Raw genomic sequence first — 17,077 nt, 5'->3', positions numbered from 1 at the left:
CATGATCGGAATCGTCGTTGTCTCTCACAGCGCCATGCTGGCGGCCGGTTTGAAAGCGCTGGCCGACCAGCTCGGCAGCCCGGCCAGATTGCTGCTGGCGGCCGGGGTCGATGACCCCGACCACCCCATCGGCACCGACGCCATCGCGGTGATGAGTGCGATAGAAGAAGCGGACGACGGCAGCGGTGTGCTGGTGCTGATGGACTTGGGCAGCGCTCTGCTGAGCGCCGAGACCGCCCTCGAACTGCTGCCCCCGGAGCTGAGCGCGAGGGTGCGGCTCTGCCCGGCCCCGCTGGTCGAAGGTACTCTGGCCGCCGTGGTGGCGGCCGGTTCCGGCCTGTCGCTGGATCAAGTGGCCGCCGAGGCGCTCGGCGCGCTGGGCCCGAAACAGGCGATGCTGCCTGCCAGCGCGGCGCAGGCCGCCACCGAGACAGCCCCCGTTGCCGACGACGGCTGGCTGCGCTGCGAGGTGGTGGTGGATAACCCCCACGGCCTGCATGTGCGCCCCGCCGCCCGCCTGGTAGCCACCCTCAAGCCCTTTGCCGCTGAACTCAAGTTGCAAAAGGGGGATAAAGAGGCCAATCCCCGCAGCCTGACCCGGCTCACCATGCTCAACGTGCGTCAGGGCGACATGCTCACCCTGCTGGCGCGCGGCGAGGATGCCAACGCCGCCTTAGCCTGCTTCCAGCAGCTGGCCCTTGAGCGGTTCGGCGACTGATCGTCGCCGCTGACCTTGTCATATAAAACGGCCCCGCAACTGCGGGGCCGTTTTATTTGCTGTGGGCCGGTTGGCAACACCTCGGGTCGCCGTCAGCCGTGGTAGTCGGCGGGATCGATCTCGAGCAGTTTAAGCCGCCGCCACAGGGTGGTGCGACTGATGCCAAGATGTTGGGCCATCTGGCTCACCTGCCCTTTGCAGACGTGGGCGCAGCGCAAGATGGCCTGGCGCTCCAGCTCCGCCAAGGTGAGCAGCGGTTGCCCCACCACCTCGTTAGCCACCTGCTGATAGCCGTGACGAATGGCGGCAGGCAGCGCCTCTGGCGGGATCGGCCCCTGATCGGCATGAAGCAACGCATGCTCCACCGCGCTGCGCAGCTCCCCGAGATTGCCGGGCCAGGGGTAGGTGAGCAGGCAGTCGAGGGCCGCCGGGCTGAACTGGCGCACCGGCTCGCGCCCCTGCGCAGCCAACTGCTGGCTGATAAGGCCGGGCAGATCGGCGCTGCGCTCCCGCAGCCCCGGCAGCCACAGCTCGCACGCCTGCAGGGCATAGAGCAACTGGCGGCCGAAGTGCCCCTCCTGCACCTTCTGCTCCAGCGGGGCGCTGCTGGTGGCGATGATCCGCACCTTGAGCGGCAGGATACGGGCCGAGTCGAAGCGCTGAAGGCGACCGGTCTTGAGCAGTTGCAGCAGCGCCGCCTGCATGGGGGCAGAGAGACACTCCACCTGCTCCAGCACCAGGGTGCCGCCGTGGGCCAGCTCGAACTTGCCGGCCCGCTCCTGTCCCGCTTCGTCAGAGCCCATCAGCTCCAGCGCCATTCGCTCGCTCGGCAGGGCCTGACAGTTGAGGGTGATGAGCGGCCCGGCGGCCCGCTCGCTGCCGAAGTGGATCGCCTCCGCCAGCTGGGCCTTGCCCACCTCCTCCTCGCCGCGCAGCAGGATCGGCCCCTGACTCTGGGCTGCCTGCCGGGCGTAACGCAGCAGCTTGCGCATGGCGCTCGATTCGCCCACCAGCGCCGACAGCTCGGGTACCGTCTGGCGCAGCTGACTGATGGCCCGCAGCCGATCGACCGGGTGCAGCAGGGCGATAAAACTGACCCCGTCCGGCCCGGGTAGCGGCTTGAGGCTCACCAGCGCATTGATGAACTCCCCCTCCTGCGCGCCGAGCTTCTCCAGTGTCACCTCCACATGGCTGAGTGGAGTCTGCCCCTTGATGGCGAGCTGCAACCGCTGGGGCAGCAGCAGGTGCTGCTCCAGCGGCTGGCCGAGGCAGAGATCCGGGTCGAGCCGCAGCCGATTGGCCGCCAGCGCGTTGAGGTAGCGCAACCGGCCCTGCGGATCCCAGGCCAGCACGCCGTCATCCATGCCATCGAGCAGGGCGTAGAGCTCGCTCAGGTGGTGCTGGGACTCCTGCATCAGGGTCTCCATCTGCAGCAGATGGGCCAGCTCGCGCCCGGCACTGACGGTGAGCGCCAGATCGCCGGCGTTCGCCGCCCCCACCTTGCAGGTCAGCGCCATGATGGCGACCTGACGGCCGTTGCTGTTGTAGACCGGGCTGGCACAGCTGTGCCAGGGGTGGAGGGTCTGGTTGAAGTGCTGGGAGCCGCTGACGCAGAGCGGCACCCCCTCCAGCGCCGCCAGATTGATGGCATTGGTGCCGATGCGCCCCTCGCTGAAAAAGGCGCCGGGGCCAAACCCCAGCGCTGTCAGCTCGCGCAGGGTGTCGGGGTGGCCGGTCTGGGCCAGCAGACAGCCGCTCTCGTCGGTGAGCAGCAGGGCACAGGGGCGCCCCTCCATAAATTCATAGAGATCCTCGAGGGCCATCTCGCCGGTGGTGAGCAAGTCCCGCTTGCGCTGGCGCAGGCTCTGCAAGGTCTGCCCCTTGGCGCTGTGGGGCGGATGCCAGAGAGTGGCGCTGGTCTGGTGGGCGCAGCGCAGCCAGGATGCCTGCAGATAGTCAGGCCAAGCGAGCAGCGGCTGAAGGTCAGATGGCATGGTCACAGCAATATCCGGCAAGATGTGAGCCGAACATTTAACCACGCCAGCGGGCCCGATTCAGTGACCTGCCTCAGAGGGTGATAACCCCGTCCCCGTTGTGTAAACCCGTCAGGATGTCGCTAGGCGGCACGTACAGTCCTGACTGCTCGCAGCACGCTCTGACGTCCCTGCCAGTAGCCCTGCAGATAACCGGACTCCAGCTTGGACGGAACGCGGGTAAAACGGGAGACCGGAAAACCGGCCGCCCGCAGAATGGCGACATCCTGCCAGCCGCGCCCCCGCACGTTCTGGTACTGTTTGAGCTGATCGAAGCGGGTCACGCCGGCAATCGCCTTCGCCTGCTGCGGGCTGACGAAGCAGATGCGATAACCGAGGATGCCAAGCTCCACCGGGAAGCAGACCTAGTCGAGGGCCTCGCCGCTAGCGGGCTGTGGCGTATCGACGGCAAATAGATTGGGATAGAGGTTGGTTTGCAGCACCTGTCGCAGCCGGATCCGGTTCATCGGCGGCGCCGCCCGCAGCGCGTAGTCACCGAAGCTGTCGCGGGTCTTCTCCAGCGCGAGTTGCAACAGCTCGCGAAAATAGAGGGTGCGCTGATCCCGGTCGATCTCCGGGCTGATATGGGTAAAAACGTTGTTCCCCCGTAGGGGACTGGCAAAAAGGAAGAGACTGCACAGCAGGAAGCGAGTCGATGAAAGGTCATTCTGCTCATCCCGGGAATACACGCTCACTAGAGTGTTGCGCCGGGACGAGCAGCCTTGTAAAGGGAAGCTCCGCCTACCAGAACATCCGACCCAGCAGGGGCGCCAGCAGCACGGTTACCATGCCGGCGATCATCATCACCATGCTGGAGACCACACCCTCCTCGTTGCCCATCTGATAGGCCTTGGCAGTACCGGCACCGTGGGCCGAGGCACCAAAGCCCGCCCCCTTGCCAACACGGCTGCGAATGGCCAGCATGGTCAGCACGCTCTCCCCCACCGCCATGCCGATGACGCCGGTCAACACCACGAACAGCGCGGTGAGATCGCTCTGGCCACCGATGGCGTGGGTCGCCTCCACCGCAAACGGCGTAGTGATGGAGCGCATCGCCAGACTGCGCTGCAGCATGACGGAGAGATCCAGCCAGCGGGCCAGCAGCACGGTACTGCCCACCGCCATAATGACCGAAGCGAACACCCCCACCGACAGCGACAGCCAGTGGCGGCGAATGAGCTGGCGGTTCTCGTAGACCGGCACCGCGAAAGCGACGGTGGCCGGGCCCAGCAACCAGAGCAGCCAGTGAGACTCGGCCATGTAGTCCTGATAGGGGATGTGGAACAGCAGCACCACCGCCACCAGCAGGGTCGGCGCCAACAGCAGCGGCATCAGCGGCAGGATGCGCTTTTTGCCGTAGAGCCACTTGCTGGCGTAGTAGAAGAGCAGAGTAAGGGCGAAACAGATCAGCCCGAGCAGGGTATCAGACATGACGGCGACTCCGGCGGGCCAGTTTCAGTTCGAGGCGGTAAACCCTGTCCACCACCAGCGCCGTGGTGCCGAGCACTAGCGTGGTACTCACCAGCAGCACCACCATGATGCGCCATCCCTCCTCCAGCAGCAGATCCTGATAGTTGACCACCGCCACCACGGCGGGGACGAAGAAGAGTAGCATATCGGCCAGCAACCAGCGGGCACCCGCGCTGAACCACTCGGCCTTGACCACCCCGAGCAGGATGCAGGCCAGCAGCAGCAACATGCCGGTGAGGTTGGCGGGCAGCGGTAGATGGAGGGTGCGCACCGCGGTATCGGCCAGCAGCCAGATGGCTGCCAGCAACACTATCTGGAAGGGAGTCTGTAACCAGCGCAAGCAGAGGGCTTTCATGATCATCGTCTTTCTGTGAACCGGCTCACAGTATAGAGCTGAGTAAAGCCTGCCAAAAATGAATTAAAATTATCAACTTCATGCCAAAAAGGCATGCTTTATTCTATACCCGCCAACACGAGTCGAGAGAGCCCATGGATATTCGCGCCCTGCGTTATTTTGTCGAACTGGTGCGGGAACAGAGCTTCACCCGCGCCTCGGAGAAACTGTTCGTCACCCAGCCCACCATCAGCAAGATGATCCGCAATATCGAAGAGGAGCTGGGCCAGCCCCTGCTCAACCGGGAAGGGCGCCGCTTTACTCTGACCGACAGCGGTCAGGTGCTGTTCAACCGGGCCCAGACCATATTGGCGGAGATGCAGCAGCTGGAGGCCGAACTGGCGGATCTGCAGAGCCTGCAACATGGTCGCCTCACCCTTGGCATTCCCCCCATGGTGGGTTACGTCTATGCGGATCTGATCCGCGCCTACCGCACCCGCTATCCCAAGGTGGAGCTGACGCTGGTGGAGTATGGCGGTCGCCGCATCGAACAGGCTGTGCTGGAGGGGGAGCTGGATCTCGCCATCACCATGCTGCCAACCAAAGAGGGGGGCGCCCTCAGCGCGCTGGAGCTCGATCAATACCCGATCCGGGTGGTGCTGCCGGATCAATACCGCTGGTGTGGCGAGGCGCCGCTGCGGCTGGAGTCTCTGCAGGAGGAGCCCTTCCTGCTCTATACCCAGGCATTTACCCTGAGCGAGCGGTTGGAGCATGCGTGTCAGGAGGCGGGCTTTGTGCCGCAGGTGGCGGCGCGCAGCAGCCAGTGGGATTTTCTCATCGCCATGGTGCGCAGCGGCATGGGGGTCGCCTTCTTGCCGGAGCCGGTCTGCAACCGGCTGACCCCGGATGGTCTGGTGCTGCGGCCACTGGAGCCCGAATTGAGCTGGCGGCTCGGGGTGATCTGGCCGAGCGAGCGTTATCTGTCGCGCACCGCCGAGGCCTGGCTGGCGCTCTGCAGACAGCGTCAGCAAGAGCGCTGACAAGGACGCCGCAGCCAATCGGCCAGCGCCTCTGTCGGACTTACTCCTCGCCGATGGGAGCGGCGGTCCACTTCATCAGCGTCAACATATCCTGCGGTGCCACCCCGACCGAGAGGCCACGCTTGCCGCCGCTCACCAGGATCTCGTCAAACTGCAGGGCCGACTCGTCGAGCACGGTGGGCAACAGCTTCTTCTGAGCCAGCGGGCTGATGCCGCCCACCTTGTAGCCGGTCAGCTTCTCCGCCTCCGCCGGTTTCATCATCTCCACCTTCTTGAGACCGGTCGCCTTGGCCAGCTGCTTCAGGCTGCACATGCCGGAGGAAGGGACGATAGCCACCACCGCCTGCTTGTCGTGATGGGCAACCAGGGTCTTGAATACCTGCGCCTCCGGCAGCCCGAGCTGGGTGGCGGCGTGCTTGCCGAAATCGTCGTGGGCTTCGCACTCGTAGGGGTAGAGCGTGTGGGGGATCTTGAGCTTTTTCAGCAGATTGATGGCAGGAGTCATGATGGGTGCCTTGAAGTCGGATCAAACAAAAAAAACAAGGCCAAACAGTCTGCACCTCGCGATGGGGTGATGCAAGTCGCAAGGGAGATTGGCTGGCCGCCATGCCGTGCACACTTGCGGGGGCTGACCAGAAAATGTGACCAGCGTGAGTTGTAGTGGTCAAGAAAAATTGCCCTCGCGTCCTGCACGCCAAGGCCTTGATCACACAGAACGGACGATTACGCCTGACGGCTAATCGACCCTACGATTCCATCGCAACCCTGCGGCCAATGTTCTTACAGCGACACGGCTCCAACAGGTCCTGTAGATATGACAAAGAGCGCCGAGGCGCCCTTTGTCATTGAGGGGAACTTGATAGCCCCGACGATCAACCGGTGTTGCGCATACCGGCGGCAATACCGGCGATGGTGACCATCAACGCCTTGTCGAGCTCGGGGTGCAGGGTTTCCGGTTGGTTACGGGAGCGGTTGAGCAGCTCGGCCTGCAGCACGTTGAGCGGGTCGGTGTAGGGGTTGCGCAGCTTGATGGACTCCTTGATCCAGGGCTGATCCTCCAGCAGATCCCCGCGCGGGCTCAGTTTCAGCACCACCTCGATGGATTCGGCGAGCTCCTGCCGCAGCTGTTTGCCCAAGCCCCACAGCTCCTGCGGCACCAGACGGGTGTCGTAGTACTCGGCAAGCCAGGCATCTGCCTTGAGGAACACCATCTCCAGCATCTCGAGGCGGGTGCGGAAGAAGGGCCACTGGGTGCTCATCTCTTCCAGCACCGCCAGCTTGTCGCCATTGATGGCTTGCTGCAGGCCTTTGTGGGCCCCCAGCCAGGCCGGCAGCATCAGACGGTTCTGGGTCCAGGCGAAGATCCACGGGATGGCGCGCAGGCTCTCGACGCCGCCATTGGGCTTGCGCTTGGCGGGACGGGAACCGAGCGGCAACTTGCCCAGCTCCATCTCCGGGGTCGCGGCACGGAAGTAAGGGACGAAGTCCGGATGACCGCGCACGATACTGCGATAGTGCTCGCAGGAGTCGGCGGCCAGCTGTTCCATCACCTCGCGCCAGCACGCTTTCGGCTTGGGCGGCGGCAGCAGGTTCCCTTCCAGCACGGCGCTGGTGTAGAGCTCCAGACTCTTGATCGCCACTTTCGGCAGGCCGAACTTGAAGCGGATCATCTCCCCCTGTTCGGTGGTACGCAGACCGCCGCGCAGGGATCCCGGCGGCTGGGAGAGGATTGCCTGATGGGCTGGCGCACCACCACGACCGACGGTACCGCCACGGCCATGGAACAGGGTGAGGCGGATATTGTTGGCTTCGGCAAGTCCCACCAGCGACTCCATGGCGGCGTACTGGGCCCAGCCAGCGGCCATCATGCCCGCATCCTTGGCAGAGTCGGAGTAACCGATCATCACATACTGACGGCCCTGAATGTAGCCGCGATACCAGTCCACCGAAAGCAGGCGCGCCATCACGGCGGTGCCTGCCATCAGGTCATCCTGGGTTTCAAACAGCGGGGCGACCGGCATGCGGAACTTGCAACCCGCCTCTTTGAGCAGCAGTTGCACCGACAGCACATCGGACGGCGCACCGGCCATGGAGATGATGTAGATACCGAACGCATCGGGGTCATGCTCGGCGATGACCTGACAGGTATCCAGCGTCTCGCGCACCTCGGCGCTCGGCTCCCAGTCGTGGGGAATGAGCGGGCGGCGGGAGTTCAGTTCGTTGAGCAGGAAAGCCTGCTTGTCATCTTCGCTCCACTCGGCGTAGTCACCCATGCCCAGATAGCGGGTCAGCTCGGAGAAGACCAGCCCGTGGCGCTCGCCATCCTGACGGATATCCAGCTTGACCAGATGGATGCCGAAACAGGCGACCTTGCGCAGCACATCCAGCAGCATGCCGTCAGCGATATTGCCCATGCCGCAGGCGTGCAGGGAGTTGTAGCAGAGCTCCAGCGGCTCGCGCAGCTGGGCGGTGGTCTTGACCAGATCGCGACTCTCGCTCACCTGACCCTGCACCTTGGCGGTGAGGTGCTCCTTGGTTTCGCGCAGCGCTTCACGCAGCTCGCGCACCAACGCGCGGTAGGGCTCGGGGTGATCGCCCACCCGGGCACGCACGGCATCGGTGCAGTCGGACATGGAAAGCTCGGAGGTGAGCTCCTTGATGTCTTTGTAGAACAGGCTCACTGCCATCCAGCGGCCCAGTTCCAGCACTTCGGCAGTCACCTTGGCGGTCACGAACGGGTTGCCGTCGCGGTCACCACCCATCCAGGAGGTGAACTTGACCGGCGCGGCATCCAGCGGCAGCCGCACACCCAGATGGTGTTGCAGCCGCTCGTCCAGATTGCGCATAAATTCGGGGATAGCAGGCCACAGGCTGTTCTCCACCACGGCGAAGCCCCACTTGGCTTCATCGACCGGGGTCGGACGCTGTTCGCGGATCTCGTTGGTGTGCCATGCCTGATTGATGAGCTGTTCGATGCGACTCTGGATCTTGTCCCGCTCGCGGGGCAGCAGATCGGACAGTTCCAGCGCCTCGAGGCAGTCGTTGAGCTGGACATGCTTGTGGATCAGGGTACGACGGGTCACCTCGGTGGGGTGAGCGGTCAGCACCAGATCGATATCCAGCTCGCGCACGGCCGCAATGATCGCCTCTTGCGACAGGTTGGAGGCTTTCAGCTTGTCGAACATCTGCTCCAGCGGATCCGGGGTACAGACCTGCTCTTCGCAGCGACGGGAGATGGTGTGGAACTGTTCCGCCACGTTGGCCAGATTGAGGAACTGGCTGAAGGCGCGCGCCACCGGCAGCAACTCATCATCGGAGAGGGTGCGCAGGGTATCGAGCAGACGTTCCCGGTCTGATTCATTGCCCTTGCGGGAAGACTTGGCCAATTGGCGAATGGTTTCGATCTTGTCGAGAAAGGCCTGACCCTGATGATCCTTGATGGACTTGCCCAGCAGCTGACCCAGCATGCCTACGTTGGCGCGTAGTGCGGCGTACTTTTCGTTCATTCCACATCCTTATCTTGTTGGTGCCTGACACCCATCCGGGGTGCGAGACGACCTCACTTATTGTTGTGTGATTACAACATATGCTCCGTCATCTTAGGGTGACAATCTACCCAGATTGTCTGCGCAAGGTCAAATAACAGGCCGATTCAGAACATGTATTTCCATCACCACTCCACAACCGGCTTGTTATGTAACTTACTTACAGTTTTTACGCCCCTTTCACCGCCGCCGCTACAGGCAAAAACGTCTGATCAGGTGCTGCAACACTGTGGTGGTCGGTTTGACGAAGGAGAGGTCGAGGTACTCGTCCGGCTGGTGTGCCTGGGTGATATGGCCGGGGCCCATCACTATGGTCTGGCAACCAAGCTGCTGGATAAACGGCGCCTCGGTGCAGTAGTTGACCGACTCAGCGCTGCGGCCACTCGCCTTCTCCGCTTCGCGCACCAACACAGAGTCGTCGGCGCAGGCGTAAGCAGGAATGGGTTCGTGCAGGTGTTGCAGATGCAGGCAACCGGGCTGGTGGATCTCGATGGGCGACAGCGCTTCTTTGAGCATCCCCATCAGCTCATCCGGTCCCACCTGCGGGGTGGGTCGCAGGTCGATATGCAGCTCACAGCAGCCGCAGATGCGGTTCGGGCTATCACCCCCCTGAATGTAACCGAGGTTCAGGGTCGGCTGCGGCACGGCAAAGCGGTGGTCGGCATAGCGATCTTTCAGATCCTGCTGCAAGCGCAGCACCTGTCCCATCGCCTTGTGCATGATCTCCATGGCGTTGATACCGTTGGCGGGATCCGAGCTGTGACCGCTTTTGCCGGTAATGCGGATCGCCTCCGACATGTGCCCCTTGTGGGCCACCACAGGCACCAGCCCGGTCGGTTCGCCAATTACGGCGTAGTCGGGTTTGAGCTCGGCCGCGGCGGCGATAGCGCGGGCCCCCGCCATGGTGGTCTCTTCGTCGGCGGTAGCGAGGATACGCAGCGGCTTGCTGAGCGTCTTGAGGTCGATCTCTTTGAGCGCCTCGACGATAAAGGCGAAGAAGCCTTTCATATCTATGGTGCCGAGGCCATAGAGGCGGTTGCCCTCTTCCGTCACCTTGAAGGGATCCTTGCTCCAGCCCCCCTCATCGAACGGCACCGTATCGGTGTGGCCCGCCAGCAGCAGCCCCCCCTCTCCCTGGCCATAGGTCGCCACCAGATTGAACTTGCCCGGCAGATCGGGTAGTACCGTTACCTCGCACTGAAAACCGAGCTGACCGAACCAGTCGGCCAGCAGCCGGATCACTGCCTCGTTGCTCTGATCCCACTTGGGATCCGTGCTGCTGATAGAGGGAATCGCAATAATATTCTTATAAAGTGAAAAAAAATCCAGATTGGCCATCAGCTCCTCCTTGCGTCCCAGGAATGTTTCTGTTAGAAAATACAAATGCAAAGTGAGTGCATGAATATTCTGTAATTTTACCTGAATATCTGGCTCATCAACAAAGGCTTCTAGTTGTAAGGGAAAGTTAATGTTCTGTCACCTGATCTATAACCGACGACACACACCCGCCTGAATTGCCCCTCCGCACTTGTTTTATCAAGACGGTGCACCGGGGTGAATGAACCCCATGCACTGCAGCGCCATGCTGTGAATCTCGAACTCTGACTTGGAATATTCAACATGCTTAACACCGTTATCGTCGGTGCCAGTGGCTACGCGGGTGCCGAACTGGCCGCACTGGTCCAGAACCATCCACAACTCAAACTGTTCGGCCTCTATGTCTCCGCCGGCAGTCAGGATGCCCACAAGCGGTTCTCTTCCCTGCATCCCCAGTGGGTCGGGGCCCTCGATCAGCCGCTGCTGCCGCTGGACGACGACGGCATGACCCGGATCCTGACCCAGGCCGATCTGGTGCTGCTGGCCACCGCCCACGAGGTGAGCGCCGAGCTGGCTCCCAAGTTTCTCGCCAAGGGGCTGCCGGTGTTCGATCTTTCCGGCGCCTTCCGGGTCAAGGATCAGGGCTTTTACGACAGCTTCTACGGTTTCACCCACGACAGCGAACAGTGGCTGGATCAGGCCGTCTATGGCCTGGCAGAGTGGAACGCCGATGCCATCGCCTGCGCCCAGCTGATTGCGGTGCCGGGTTGCTACCCGACAGCCTCCCTCTGTGCCCTCAAGCCGCTGCAGCAGGATGGCCTGATTGCCAAGGGGTGGCAGCCGATCATCAATGCGGTCTCCGGGGTCTCCGGGGCCGGGCGCAAGGCGGCCATCAACACCAGCTTCTGCGAAGTGAGCCTCAACCCTTACGGCACCTTCAATCACAGACACCAGCCGGAGATCAGCCACCACCTCGGCAAAGAGGTGCTGTTCCAGCCCCACCTTGGCAACTATGTGCGCGGCATCCTGGCCACCATCTATGTGCAGCTGGCGGACGGCGTCACCCCTACCCAGGTGGATCAGGCCTTCCTCAAGGCTTACGAAGGCAAGCCGCTGGTGCGTCTCACCGGCCAGATGCCCTCTATTCGTGGTGTGGCAAACACCCCTTACTGCGATATCGCCTGGCAACAGCAGGGCAACATGCTGGTGGTGGTCTCTGCCATCGACAACCTGCTCAAGGGCGCCGCCTCGCAAGCCATGCAGTGCATAAATCTCAAATTTGGATTTGAACCGGCCACCGGCCTGATTTAAGGACTTAGGAAGGATCTCGAACATGGACAAACAGACGTTGGTAATCAAGCTGGGCGGCGCCCTTATCGAGAACGACGAGGCGCTGACCGCCCTGTTCGCCACCCTCAAAACCTTTCTCGACGATCAGCACCGTCCGCTGGTGCTGGTGCACGGCGGTGGCTGTCTGGTGGATGACCTGCTCAAGGGGTTAGGGTTAACCTCCACCAAAAAGAACGGCCTGCGGGTGACCCCGTTCGAGCAGATCCCGTTCATCGCCGGCGCGCTGGCCGGTACGGCCAACAAGCAGATGATGGCCAAGGCCATCGCCACCGGCATTCCGGCGGTGGGGCTCTGTCTGGCAGATGGAGGTCTGTGTCAGGTGACCCAGCTCGATCCGGATCTCGGCGCGGTCGGCGAGTGCAAGCCGGGCAACCCGGCGCTGGTAGCAGGCATCCTCGGTCAGGGCTTCCTGCCGGTGGTGAGCTCCATCGGCATCACCGTCGAGGGGCAGCTGATGAACGTCAACGCGGATCAGGCGGCCACCGCCATTGCCGAGGCGCTCGGCGCCGATCTGGTGATGCTCTCCGACGTGAGCGGCATCCTCGATGGCAAGGGCAAGCTGGTGCCCCAGCTAGACAAGCTGACCGCACTGGATCTGATGGAGAAAGGGGTGATCACGGGCGGCATGGCGGTCAAGGTAGAAGCTGCCCTGCACGCCGCCGAGACCCTCGGCAAGCCGGTCTGTGTCGCCAGCTGGCGCTACCCGGATCAGCTGCTCAAGCTGCTGGCTGGCGGCGCGGTTGGCACCCAAGTCGCTATTTGATCTCCACCGGAACAAGGAACATCCGATGCAACATCTTCTGAAAGACAGTGATCTGAACAAAGCCCAGATCGAGGCGCTGATTGCGCTGGGCAAAGCGGTCAAGGCCGACCCGAAAAAGTACAGCCAGGCACTGGCAGGCAAGAGCGTGGTTACTTTGTTCGAGAAGCCCTCCCTGCGCACTCGGGTCACCTTCGACATCGGTATCGCCCGCCTCGGCGGCCACAGCGTCTATCTGGATCAGCAGAACGGCGCGCTGGGCAAACGGGAGTCGGTGAAGGATTTCGCCGCCAACCTGTCGCGTTGGTGTGATGCCATCGTCGCCCGGGTGTTCGATCACCAGACCTTGGTCGAGCTGGCAGTGCACGGCACAGTGCCTGTGGTGAACAGCCTGTGCAACCTCTACCACCCCTGTCAGGGGCTGGCCGACTTTATGACCATTGCCGAACACTACGACGACCTGTCGAAGGTGAAGCTCGCCTACCTCGGTGATGGCAACAACGTCAGCCACTCTCTGCTGCTGCTGGGGGCGACCCTGGGCACCGACGTCACCCTGATCTGCCCGAAAGGCCACGGCCCGGACACCCAGATATTCCTGCAGGCGCAGGCCATTGCCGCCAAGTCGGGCGCGACCATCCATATCAGCGATGACGTGGCAGACATCGAAGGGTTTGACGTGGCTTACACCGACACCTGGGTCTCCATGGGCGACAACACCCCGATGGAGCAGGTCACCGAGCTCTTTATGCCTTACCAGATCAACCAGGCCCTGCTCGACCGCACCGGTATCCAGCATGTGCTGCACTGCCAACCGGCGCACCGGGAGCTGGAGATCACCTCCCAGGTCATGGATGGCCCCGCCTCCCTCATCATGGACGAGGCCGAAAACCGGATGCACATCCAGAACGCCGTGTTGCTGACCCTTCTCGGCAACAAGTAACGCGGTGCTCAACCTGAATAACGACCCTTTTATTGAATCAATATCGAATTATCACGGAGAGAAGTAACATGAGCGGAATCAACAAGATCGTACTGGCTTACTCGGGTGGACTGGATACCTCGGCCATCATTCCCTGGCTGAAGGAAAACTATGATGCGGAGATCATCGCCTTCGTGGCCGACGTGGGTCAGGAGCGCGACGATCTGGAAGGGATCGAGCAGAAGGCCATCGCCTCCGGCGCCACCAAGTGCATCATCAAGGATCTGCGGGAAGAGTTCGTCAAAGAGTACGTCTACCCGACCCTGAAGACCGGCGCCGTCTACGAAGGCACCTATCTGCTGGGTACCTCCATGGCCCGTCCGATCATCGCCAAAGCCATGGTGGAAGCGGCGCTGGCAGAAGGGGCCGATGCCATCTCCCACGGTTGCACCGGCAAGGGTAACGATCAAGTGCGTTTCGAAGGTGCGGTCGCCGCGCTGGCGCCCCAGCTGAAAGTGATCGCCCCGTGGCGGATCTGGGACATGCGCTCCCGGGAAGATCTGCTGACCTATCTGGAGACCCGCAACATCCCCTGCAAGGCGACCCTGAAGAAGATCTACAGCCGCGACGCCAACGCCTGGCACATCTCCACCGAGGGTGGTGAGCTGGAGAGCACCTGGAACGAGCCGTCCGAAGCGGTCTGGCAGTGGACCGTATCGGCCGAGCAGGCGCCGGATCAGCCCGAATACGTCAAGCTGACCGTGGCACAGGGTGAAGTAGTCGCCGTTGATGACCAGCCACTCAGCCCACACCAGATCCTGATGACCCTCAACGAGCGTGCCGGCAAGCATGGCGTAGGCCGCATCGACATCACCGAGAACCGGATGGTGGGGATGAAGTCCCGTGGCTGCTACGAAACCCCGGGCGGTACCGTGATGGTCGCCGCGCTGCGCGCCGTGGAAGAGCTGGTTCTGGATCGCCCGACCCGCGCCTGGCGGGAGAAGCTGGGGGCCGAGTTTTCCCACCTGGTCTATGACGGTCGCTGGTTCACCCCGCTGTGCAAGGCGATCCTCGCCTCGGCCAACGCCATCGCCGAAGATCTGGACGGTGAAGTCATCCTGAAGATGTACAAGGGTCAGGTCAGCGCGGTGCAGAAGAAATCGCCGAACAGCCTCTACTCCGAAGACTTCGCCACCTTCGGTGCCGACGAAGTGTATGACCAGAGCCATGCCGAAGGCTTTATCCGTCTCTTCACCCTGGCCAGCCGGATCCGCGCCATGAAGGAGCAGCATCTGGCCATCGGTGGCGACCATACCCACGGCTAGGCAAGCGCGATAACCCGTTGATTCCGTTGAGGGGGCATGGCCCCCTCTTCTATAGGCAGAGGGCATAGCCCCTGACCCATCATCAGCGGGTGTGACAAGAGCGGCAGCGCCTCGGCCGTTTCTGTGAGATAACAGGCTCGCAGAAAAACAGGGCACGATTTCAAGCTCGGTGGCCAGGGCGCCGCCGACAACGCATTCAAGGAGAGCAGTATGGCACTTTGGGGTGGACGCTTCAGTCAGGGAGCCGATAGCCGGTTCAAGCAGTTCAACGATTCGCTGCGGTTCGATTACCGCTTGGCGGAGCAGGATATTCAGGGCTCCATGGCCTGGGCCAAAGCCCTGGTCAAGGTGGGCGTATTGACCAGCGATGAGCAGGGCAAACTGCAACAGGCGATGGAGGTGCTGCTCGCCTCGGTGCAGCAGGATCCGCAGCAGATCCTCAGCTCGGACGCCGAAGATATTCACTCCTGGGTCGAGAGCCAGCTTATCGCCGCTGTTGGTGATCTTGGCAAGAAGTTGCACACCGGCCGCTCGCGCAACGATCAGGTCGCCACCGACCTCAAACTCTGGTGCAAGGCGCAGGGGGAGTTGCTGGCCGCCTCCATTACCGCCCTGCAACAGGGGCTGGTCGCCTCCGCCCGTACCAATCAGGCTGCGGTGCTGCCCGGTTACACCCACCTGCAGCGGGCCCAGCCGGTCACTTACGCCCACTGGGCGCTGGCCTATGTGGAGATGCTGGAGCGGGATCACTCCCGGCTGCAGGATGCCCTGAAACGCCTCGACACCAGCCCGCTCGGCTGCGGCGCGCTGGCGGGCACTGCCTACGCCATCGACCGCGAAGCGCTGGCGCTGGACATGGGCTTTAGCGGCGCCACCCGCAACAGTCTGGATTCGGTCTCGGATCGGGATCACGTGGTGGAGCTGATGCATGTGGCGTCGCTCTCCATGACCCACCTGTCGCGCTTTGCCGAAGATCTCATCTTCTACAACACCGGCGAGGCGGGTTTTGTCGAACTCTCCGACGCGGTCACCTCGGGTTCTTCCCTGATGCCGCAGAAGAAAAACCCCGATGCGCTGGAGCTGATCCGCGGCAAGACCGGCCGGGTGGTCGGCGCCCAGATGGGCATGCTGATGAGCCTCAAGGCGCTGCCGCTGGCCTATAACAAGGACATGCAGGAAGACAAAGAGGGGCTGTTCGATGCCCTCGATACCTGGCACGACTGCCTCGATATGGCGGCGCTGGTGCTGATCGATCTGAAGGTGAATGGCGAGCGCACCATGGCAGCGGCGCAGGGCGGTTACGCCAACGCTACCGAGCTGGCGGACTATCTGGTGGCCAAAGGGATTCCGTTCCGTGAAGCGCACCATATCGTCGGCGAAACCGTGGTATTCGCCATCAGCGTGGGCAAACCGCTGGAGGAGCTCTCCATCGGCGAGTTCCAGCGCTTCAGCCCGGTGATTGGTGCAGACGTCTACCCCAATCTGGAGCTGGAAGCGACCCTCGCCAAGCGGGTCGCCAAAGGCGGCGTCGCCCGCGAACAGGTAGAAGCGGCACTCACCGCCGCCGAGCAGTGGCTGGCCAAGCGGGCGGGTTAAACCCATCGGCTTGTCATTCGAATAAGAAAACAAAACGGCAACCCGAGGTTGCCGTTTTTATTGCTCGCCACCCGTCAGGCACTGGCATTGAGCAGCTTGCCCGCCCCTTCACCCTTGCCATTGGGCAGGGTCTGTTTAAAGGCACCGAGCAACTGATCGAGGTTGAGATCGCTGGCACCAAGGGTGCCCTTGAGGGTATCGAGCTCGCTTTGCAGCGCATCGAAGCGGGTGCTCTGGGTGCCGCTGGCCAACTGGCTACGGGTGCTATCGATGGCGGCAGGGAGGGATTGACCATTATTCTCCTGCCCCAGTGTCTGCATCAACTCCCCCATAAAGTGGTTGATGGCCGAGCGGTTCTGTTCGCTATCGGCATCCTTGATGCCGAGTCGCTGGAACAAGCTCTGGACGGTCGGCGGCAGGCGCTCCTCCTGCACGGTTTGCTGCACAGGCTGGGACTTGGCACTGCTGCCGAGCAGCTGACTGCCCAGCTTGAGGGCGATTGAGGCAAGGGGAAGCAGGGTACTGATCATGATATCTCTCCGCGACGGCAGCCCTTGGTGGTGATGCGAGAAGGTGTGCATAAGCGGGGCCAGAACGGCGATAAAACGCACTGCACCGGCTAATCCCTTGAATGGCTGATCTATTTGTTCAACTACCACTCCAGCACGCA

Annotated in this window: 16 protein-coding genes; 7 read left to right on the top strand and 9 right to left on the bottom strand. The window is 62.4% G+C overall.

Going from position 1 to position 17,077, the window contains the following annotated elements:
* The first annotated feature begins 1 nt into the window (after window position 1).
* A complete protein-coding gene (gene dhaM, locus BN1125_RS11675; RefSeq protein WP_042012453.1) occupies window positions 2–718 on the top strand; it encodes a dihydroxyacetone kinase phosphoryl donor subunit DhaM in 717 nt (238 codons plus the stop codon).
* A 92-nt stretch (window positions 719–810) separates the two neighbouring features.
* Here dhaM and dhaR read toward each other — a convergent pair whose 3' ends face one another.
* From dhaR to BN1125_RS11655, 5 genes are all read right to left on the bottom strand, one after another.
* A complete protein-coding gene (gene dhaR / locus BN1125_RS11670; protein WP_042012479.1) occupies window positions 811–2,712 on the bottom strand; it encodes a dihydroxyacetone kinase operon transcriptional regulator DhaR in 1,902 nt (633 codons plus the stop codon).
* 122 nt (window positions 2,713–2,834) lie between these two features.
* Window positions 2,835–3,104: a hypothetical protein gene (locus tag BN1125_RS19910; RefSeq protein WP_052446152.1), complete on the bottom strand. Its 270-nt coding sequence runs from the start codon at window positions 3,102–3,104 to the stop codon at window positions 2,835–2,837.
* A 12-nt stretch (window positions 3,105–3,116) separates the two neighbouring features.
* Window positions 3,117–3,446, bottom strand: a complete 330-nt coding sequence (locus tag BN1125_RS19870) for a hypothetical protein (protein ID WP_167562316.1) — start codon at window positions 3,444–3,446, stop codon at window positions 3,117–3,119.
* Between the two features lie 46 nt (window positions 3,447–3,492).
* A complete protein-coding gene (locus tag BN1125_RS11660; RefSeq protein ID WP_042012452.1) occupies window positions 3,493–4,182 on the bottom strand; it encodes an LrgB family protein in 690 nt (229 codons plus the stop codon).
* Window positions 4,175–4,576: a CidA/LrgA family protein gene (locus tag BN1125_RS11655; RefSeq protein WP_042012478.1), complete on the bottom strand. Its 402-nt coding sequence runs from the start codon at window positions 4,574–4,576 to the stop codon at window positions 4,175–4,177. The genes BN1125_RS11660 and BN1125_RS11655 overlap by 8 nt, the downstream gene beginning before the upstream one ends.
* 134 nt (window positions 4,577–4,710) lie before the next feature.
* Here BN1125_RS11655 and BN1125_RS11650 point away from each other — a divergent pair, with 134 nt between their 5' ends.
* Window positions 4,711–5,595 carry a LysR family transcriptional regulator gene (locus BN1125_RS11650; protein WP_042012451.1) on the top strand — a complete coding sequence of 295 codons (885 nt, stop codon included), beginning with the start codon at window positions 4,711–4,713 and terminating at the stop codon, window positions 5,593–5,595.
* A 40-nt stretch (window positions 5,596–5,635) separates the two neighbouring features.
* Here BN1125_RS11650 and ybaK read toward each other — a convergent pair whose 3' ends face one another.
* The 3 genes from ybaK to argE all read right to left on the bottom strand — a co-directional run bounded on the left by ybaK (window position 5,636) and on the right by argE (window position 10,478).
* Window positions 5,636–6,100: a Cys-tRNA(Pro) deacylase gene (gene ybaK, locus BN1125_RS11645; RefSeq protein ID WP_042012450.1), complete on the bottom strand. Its 465-nt coding sequence runs from the start codon at window positions 6,098–6,100 to the stop codon at window positions 5,636–5,638.
* Between the two features lie 367 nt (window positions 6,101–6,467).
* Window positions 6,468–9,101 carry a phosphoenolpyruvate carboxylase gene (gene ppc / locus BN1125_RS11640; RefSeq protein ID WP_042012449.1) on the bottom strand — a complete coding sequence of 878 codons (2,634 nt, stop codon included), beginning with the start codon at window positions 9,099–9,101 and terminating at the stop codon, window positions 6,468–6,470.
* Window positions 9,102–9,332: 231 nt separating this feature from the next.
* On the bottom strand, window positions 9,333–10,478 hold the full coding sequence (argE, locus tag BN1125_RS11635; protein ID WP_042012448.1) for an acetylornithine deacetylase: 1,146 nt from the start codon (window positions 10,476–10,478) through the stop codon (window positions 9,333–9,335).
* A 282-nt stretch (window positions 10,479–10,760) separates the two neighbouring features.
* Between argE and argC the strand changes: the two genes are divergently transcribed.
* The 5 genes from argC to argH all read left to right on the top strand — a co-directional run bounded on the left by argC (window position 10,761) and on the right by argH (window position 16,407).
* Complete coding sequence (gene argC, locus BN1125_RS11630; protein ID WP_042012447.1) at window positions 10,761–11,768, top strand: N-acetyl-gamma-glutamyl-phosphate reductase; 1,008 nt, start codon at window positions 10,761–10,763, stop codon at window positions 11,766–11,768.
* Between the two features lie 22 nt (window positions 11,769–11,790).
* Window positions 11,791–12,570 carry an acetylglutamate kinase gene (gene argB, locus BN1125_RS11625; protein WP_042012446.1) on the top strand — a complete coding sequence of 260 codons (780 nt, stop codon included), beginning with the start codon at window positions 11,791–11,793 and terminating at the stop codon, window positions 12,568–12,570.
* Window positions 12,571–12,595: 25 nt separating this feature from the next.
* Window positions 12,596–13,507, top strand: coding sequence for an ornithine carbamoyltransferase (locus tag BN1125_RS11620; protein ID WP_042012445.1), 912 nt, complete (start codon window positions 12,596–12,598; stop codon window positions 13,505–13,507).
* A 68-nt stretch (window positions 13,508–13,575) separates the two neighbouring features.
* A complete protein-coding gene (locus BN1125_RS11615; protein WP_042012444.1) occupies window positions 13,576–14,811 on the top strand; it encodes an argininosuccinate synthase in 1,236 nt (411 codons plus the stop codon).
* Window positions 14,812–15,021: 210 nt separating this feature from the next.
* Window positions 15,022–16,407, top strand: a complete 1,386-nt coding sequence (argH, locus tag BN1125_RS11610) for an argininosuccinate lyase (protein WP_042012443.1) — start codon at window positions 15,022–15,024, stop codon at window positions 16,405–16,407.
* A gap of 74 nt (window positions 16,408–16,481) precedes the next feature.
* On the opposite strand, the gene BN1125_RS11605 is transcribed toward argH, so the two are convergent.
* Entirely contained in the window at window positions 16,482–16,937 is a 456-nt protein-coding gene (locus tag BN1125_RS11605; protein ID WP_042012442.1) for a hypothetical protein, read from the bottom strand.
* Window positions 16,938–17,077: the final 140 nt, after the last annotated feature.

The sequence above is a fragment of the Aeromonas fluvialis genome (assembly GCF_000819885.1).
Taxonomy (GTDB): Bacteria; Pseudomonadota; Gammaproteobacteria; order Enterobacterales; family Aeromonadaceae; genus Aeromonas; species Aeromonas fluvialis.
The sequence above is the reverse complement of the archived record's forward strand: the minus strand, read 5'-3'. Positions and strand labels throughout refer to the sequence as shown.

Excerpts from the sequence above, each read along its gene's own strand:
- BN1125_RS11660 (WP_042012452.1), bottom strand. The coding sequence starts at position 4,182 with ATGTCTGATACCCTGCTCGGGCTGATCTGTTTCGCCCTTACTCTGCTC.
- ppc (WP_042012449.1), bottom strand. The coding sequence starts at position 9,101 with ATGAACGAAAAGTACGCCGCACTACGCGCCAACGTAGGCATGCTGGGT.
- BN1125_RS11605 (WP_042012442.1), bottom strand. The coding sequence starts at position 16,937 with ATGATCAGTACCCTGCTTCCCCTTGCCTCAATCGCCCTCAAGCTGGGC.
- BN1125_RS11620 (WP_042012445.1), top strand. The coding sequence starts at position 12,596 with ATGCAACATCTTCTGAAAGACAGTGATCTGAACAAAGCCCAGATCGAG.
- BN1125_RS11615 (WP_042012444.1), top strand. The coding sequence starts at position 13,576 with ATGAGCGGAATCAACAAGATCGTACTGGCTTACTCGGGTGGACTGGAT.
- argH (WP_042012443.1), top strand. The coding sequence starts at position 15,022 with ATGGCACTTTGGGGTGGACGCTTCAGTCAGGGAGCCGATAGCCGGTTC.
- BN1125_RS11650 (WP_042012451.1), top strand. The coding sequence starts at position 4,711 with ATGGATATTCGCGCCCTGCGTTATTTTGTCGAACTGGTGCGGGAACAG.
- dhaR (WP_042012479.1), bottom strand. The coding sequence starts at position 2,712 with ATGCCATCTGACCTTCAGCCGCTGCTCGCTTGGCCTGACTATCTGCAG.
- BN1125_RS11655 (WP_042012478.1), bottom strand. The coding sequence starts at position 4,576 with ATGAAAGCCCTCTGCTTGCGCTGGTTACAGACTCCCTTCCAGATAGTG.
- argE (WP_042012448.1), bottom strand. The coding sequence starts at position 10,478 with ATGGCCAATCTGGATTTTTTTTCACTTTATAAGAATATTATTGCGATT.
- argB (WP_042012446.1), top strand. The coding sequence starts at position 11,791 with ATGGACAAACAGACGTTGGTAATCAAGCTGGGCGGCGCCCTTATCGAG.
- argC (WP_042012447.1), top strand. The coding sequence starts at position 10,761 with ATGCTTAACACCGTTATCGTCGGTGCCAGTGGCTACGCGGGTGCCGAA.
- ybaK (WP_042012450.1), bottom strand. The coding sequence starts at position 6,100 with ATGACTCCTGCCATCAATCTGCTGAAAAAGCTCAAGATCCCCCACACG.
- dhaM (WP_042012453.1), top strand. The coding sequence starts at position 2 with ATGATCGGAATCGTCGTTGTCTCTCACAGCGCCATGCTGGCGGCCGGT.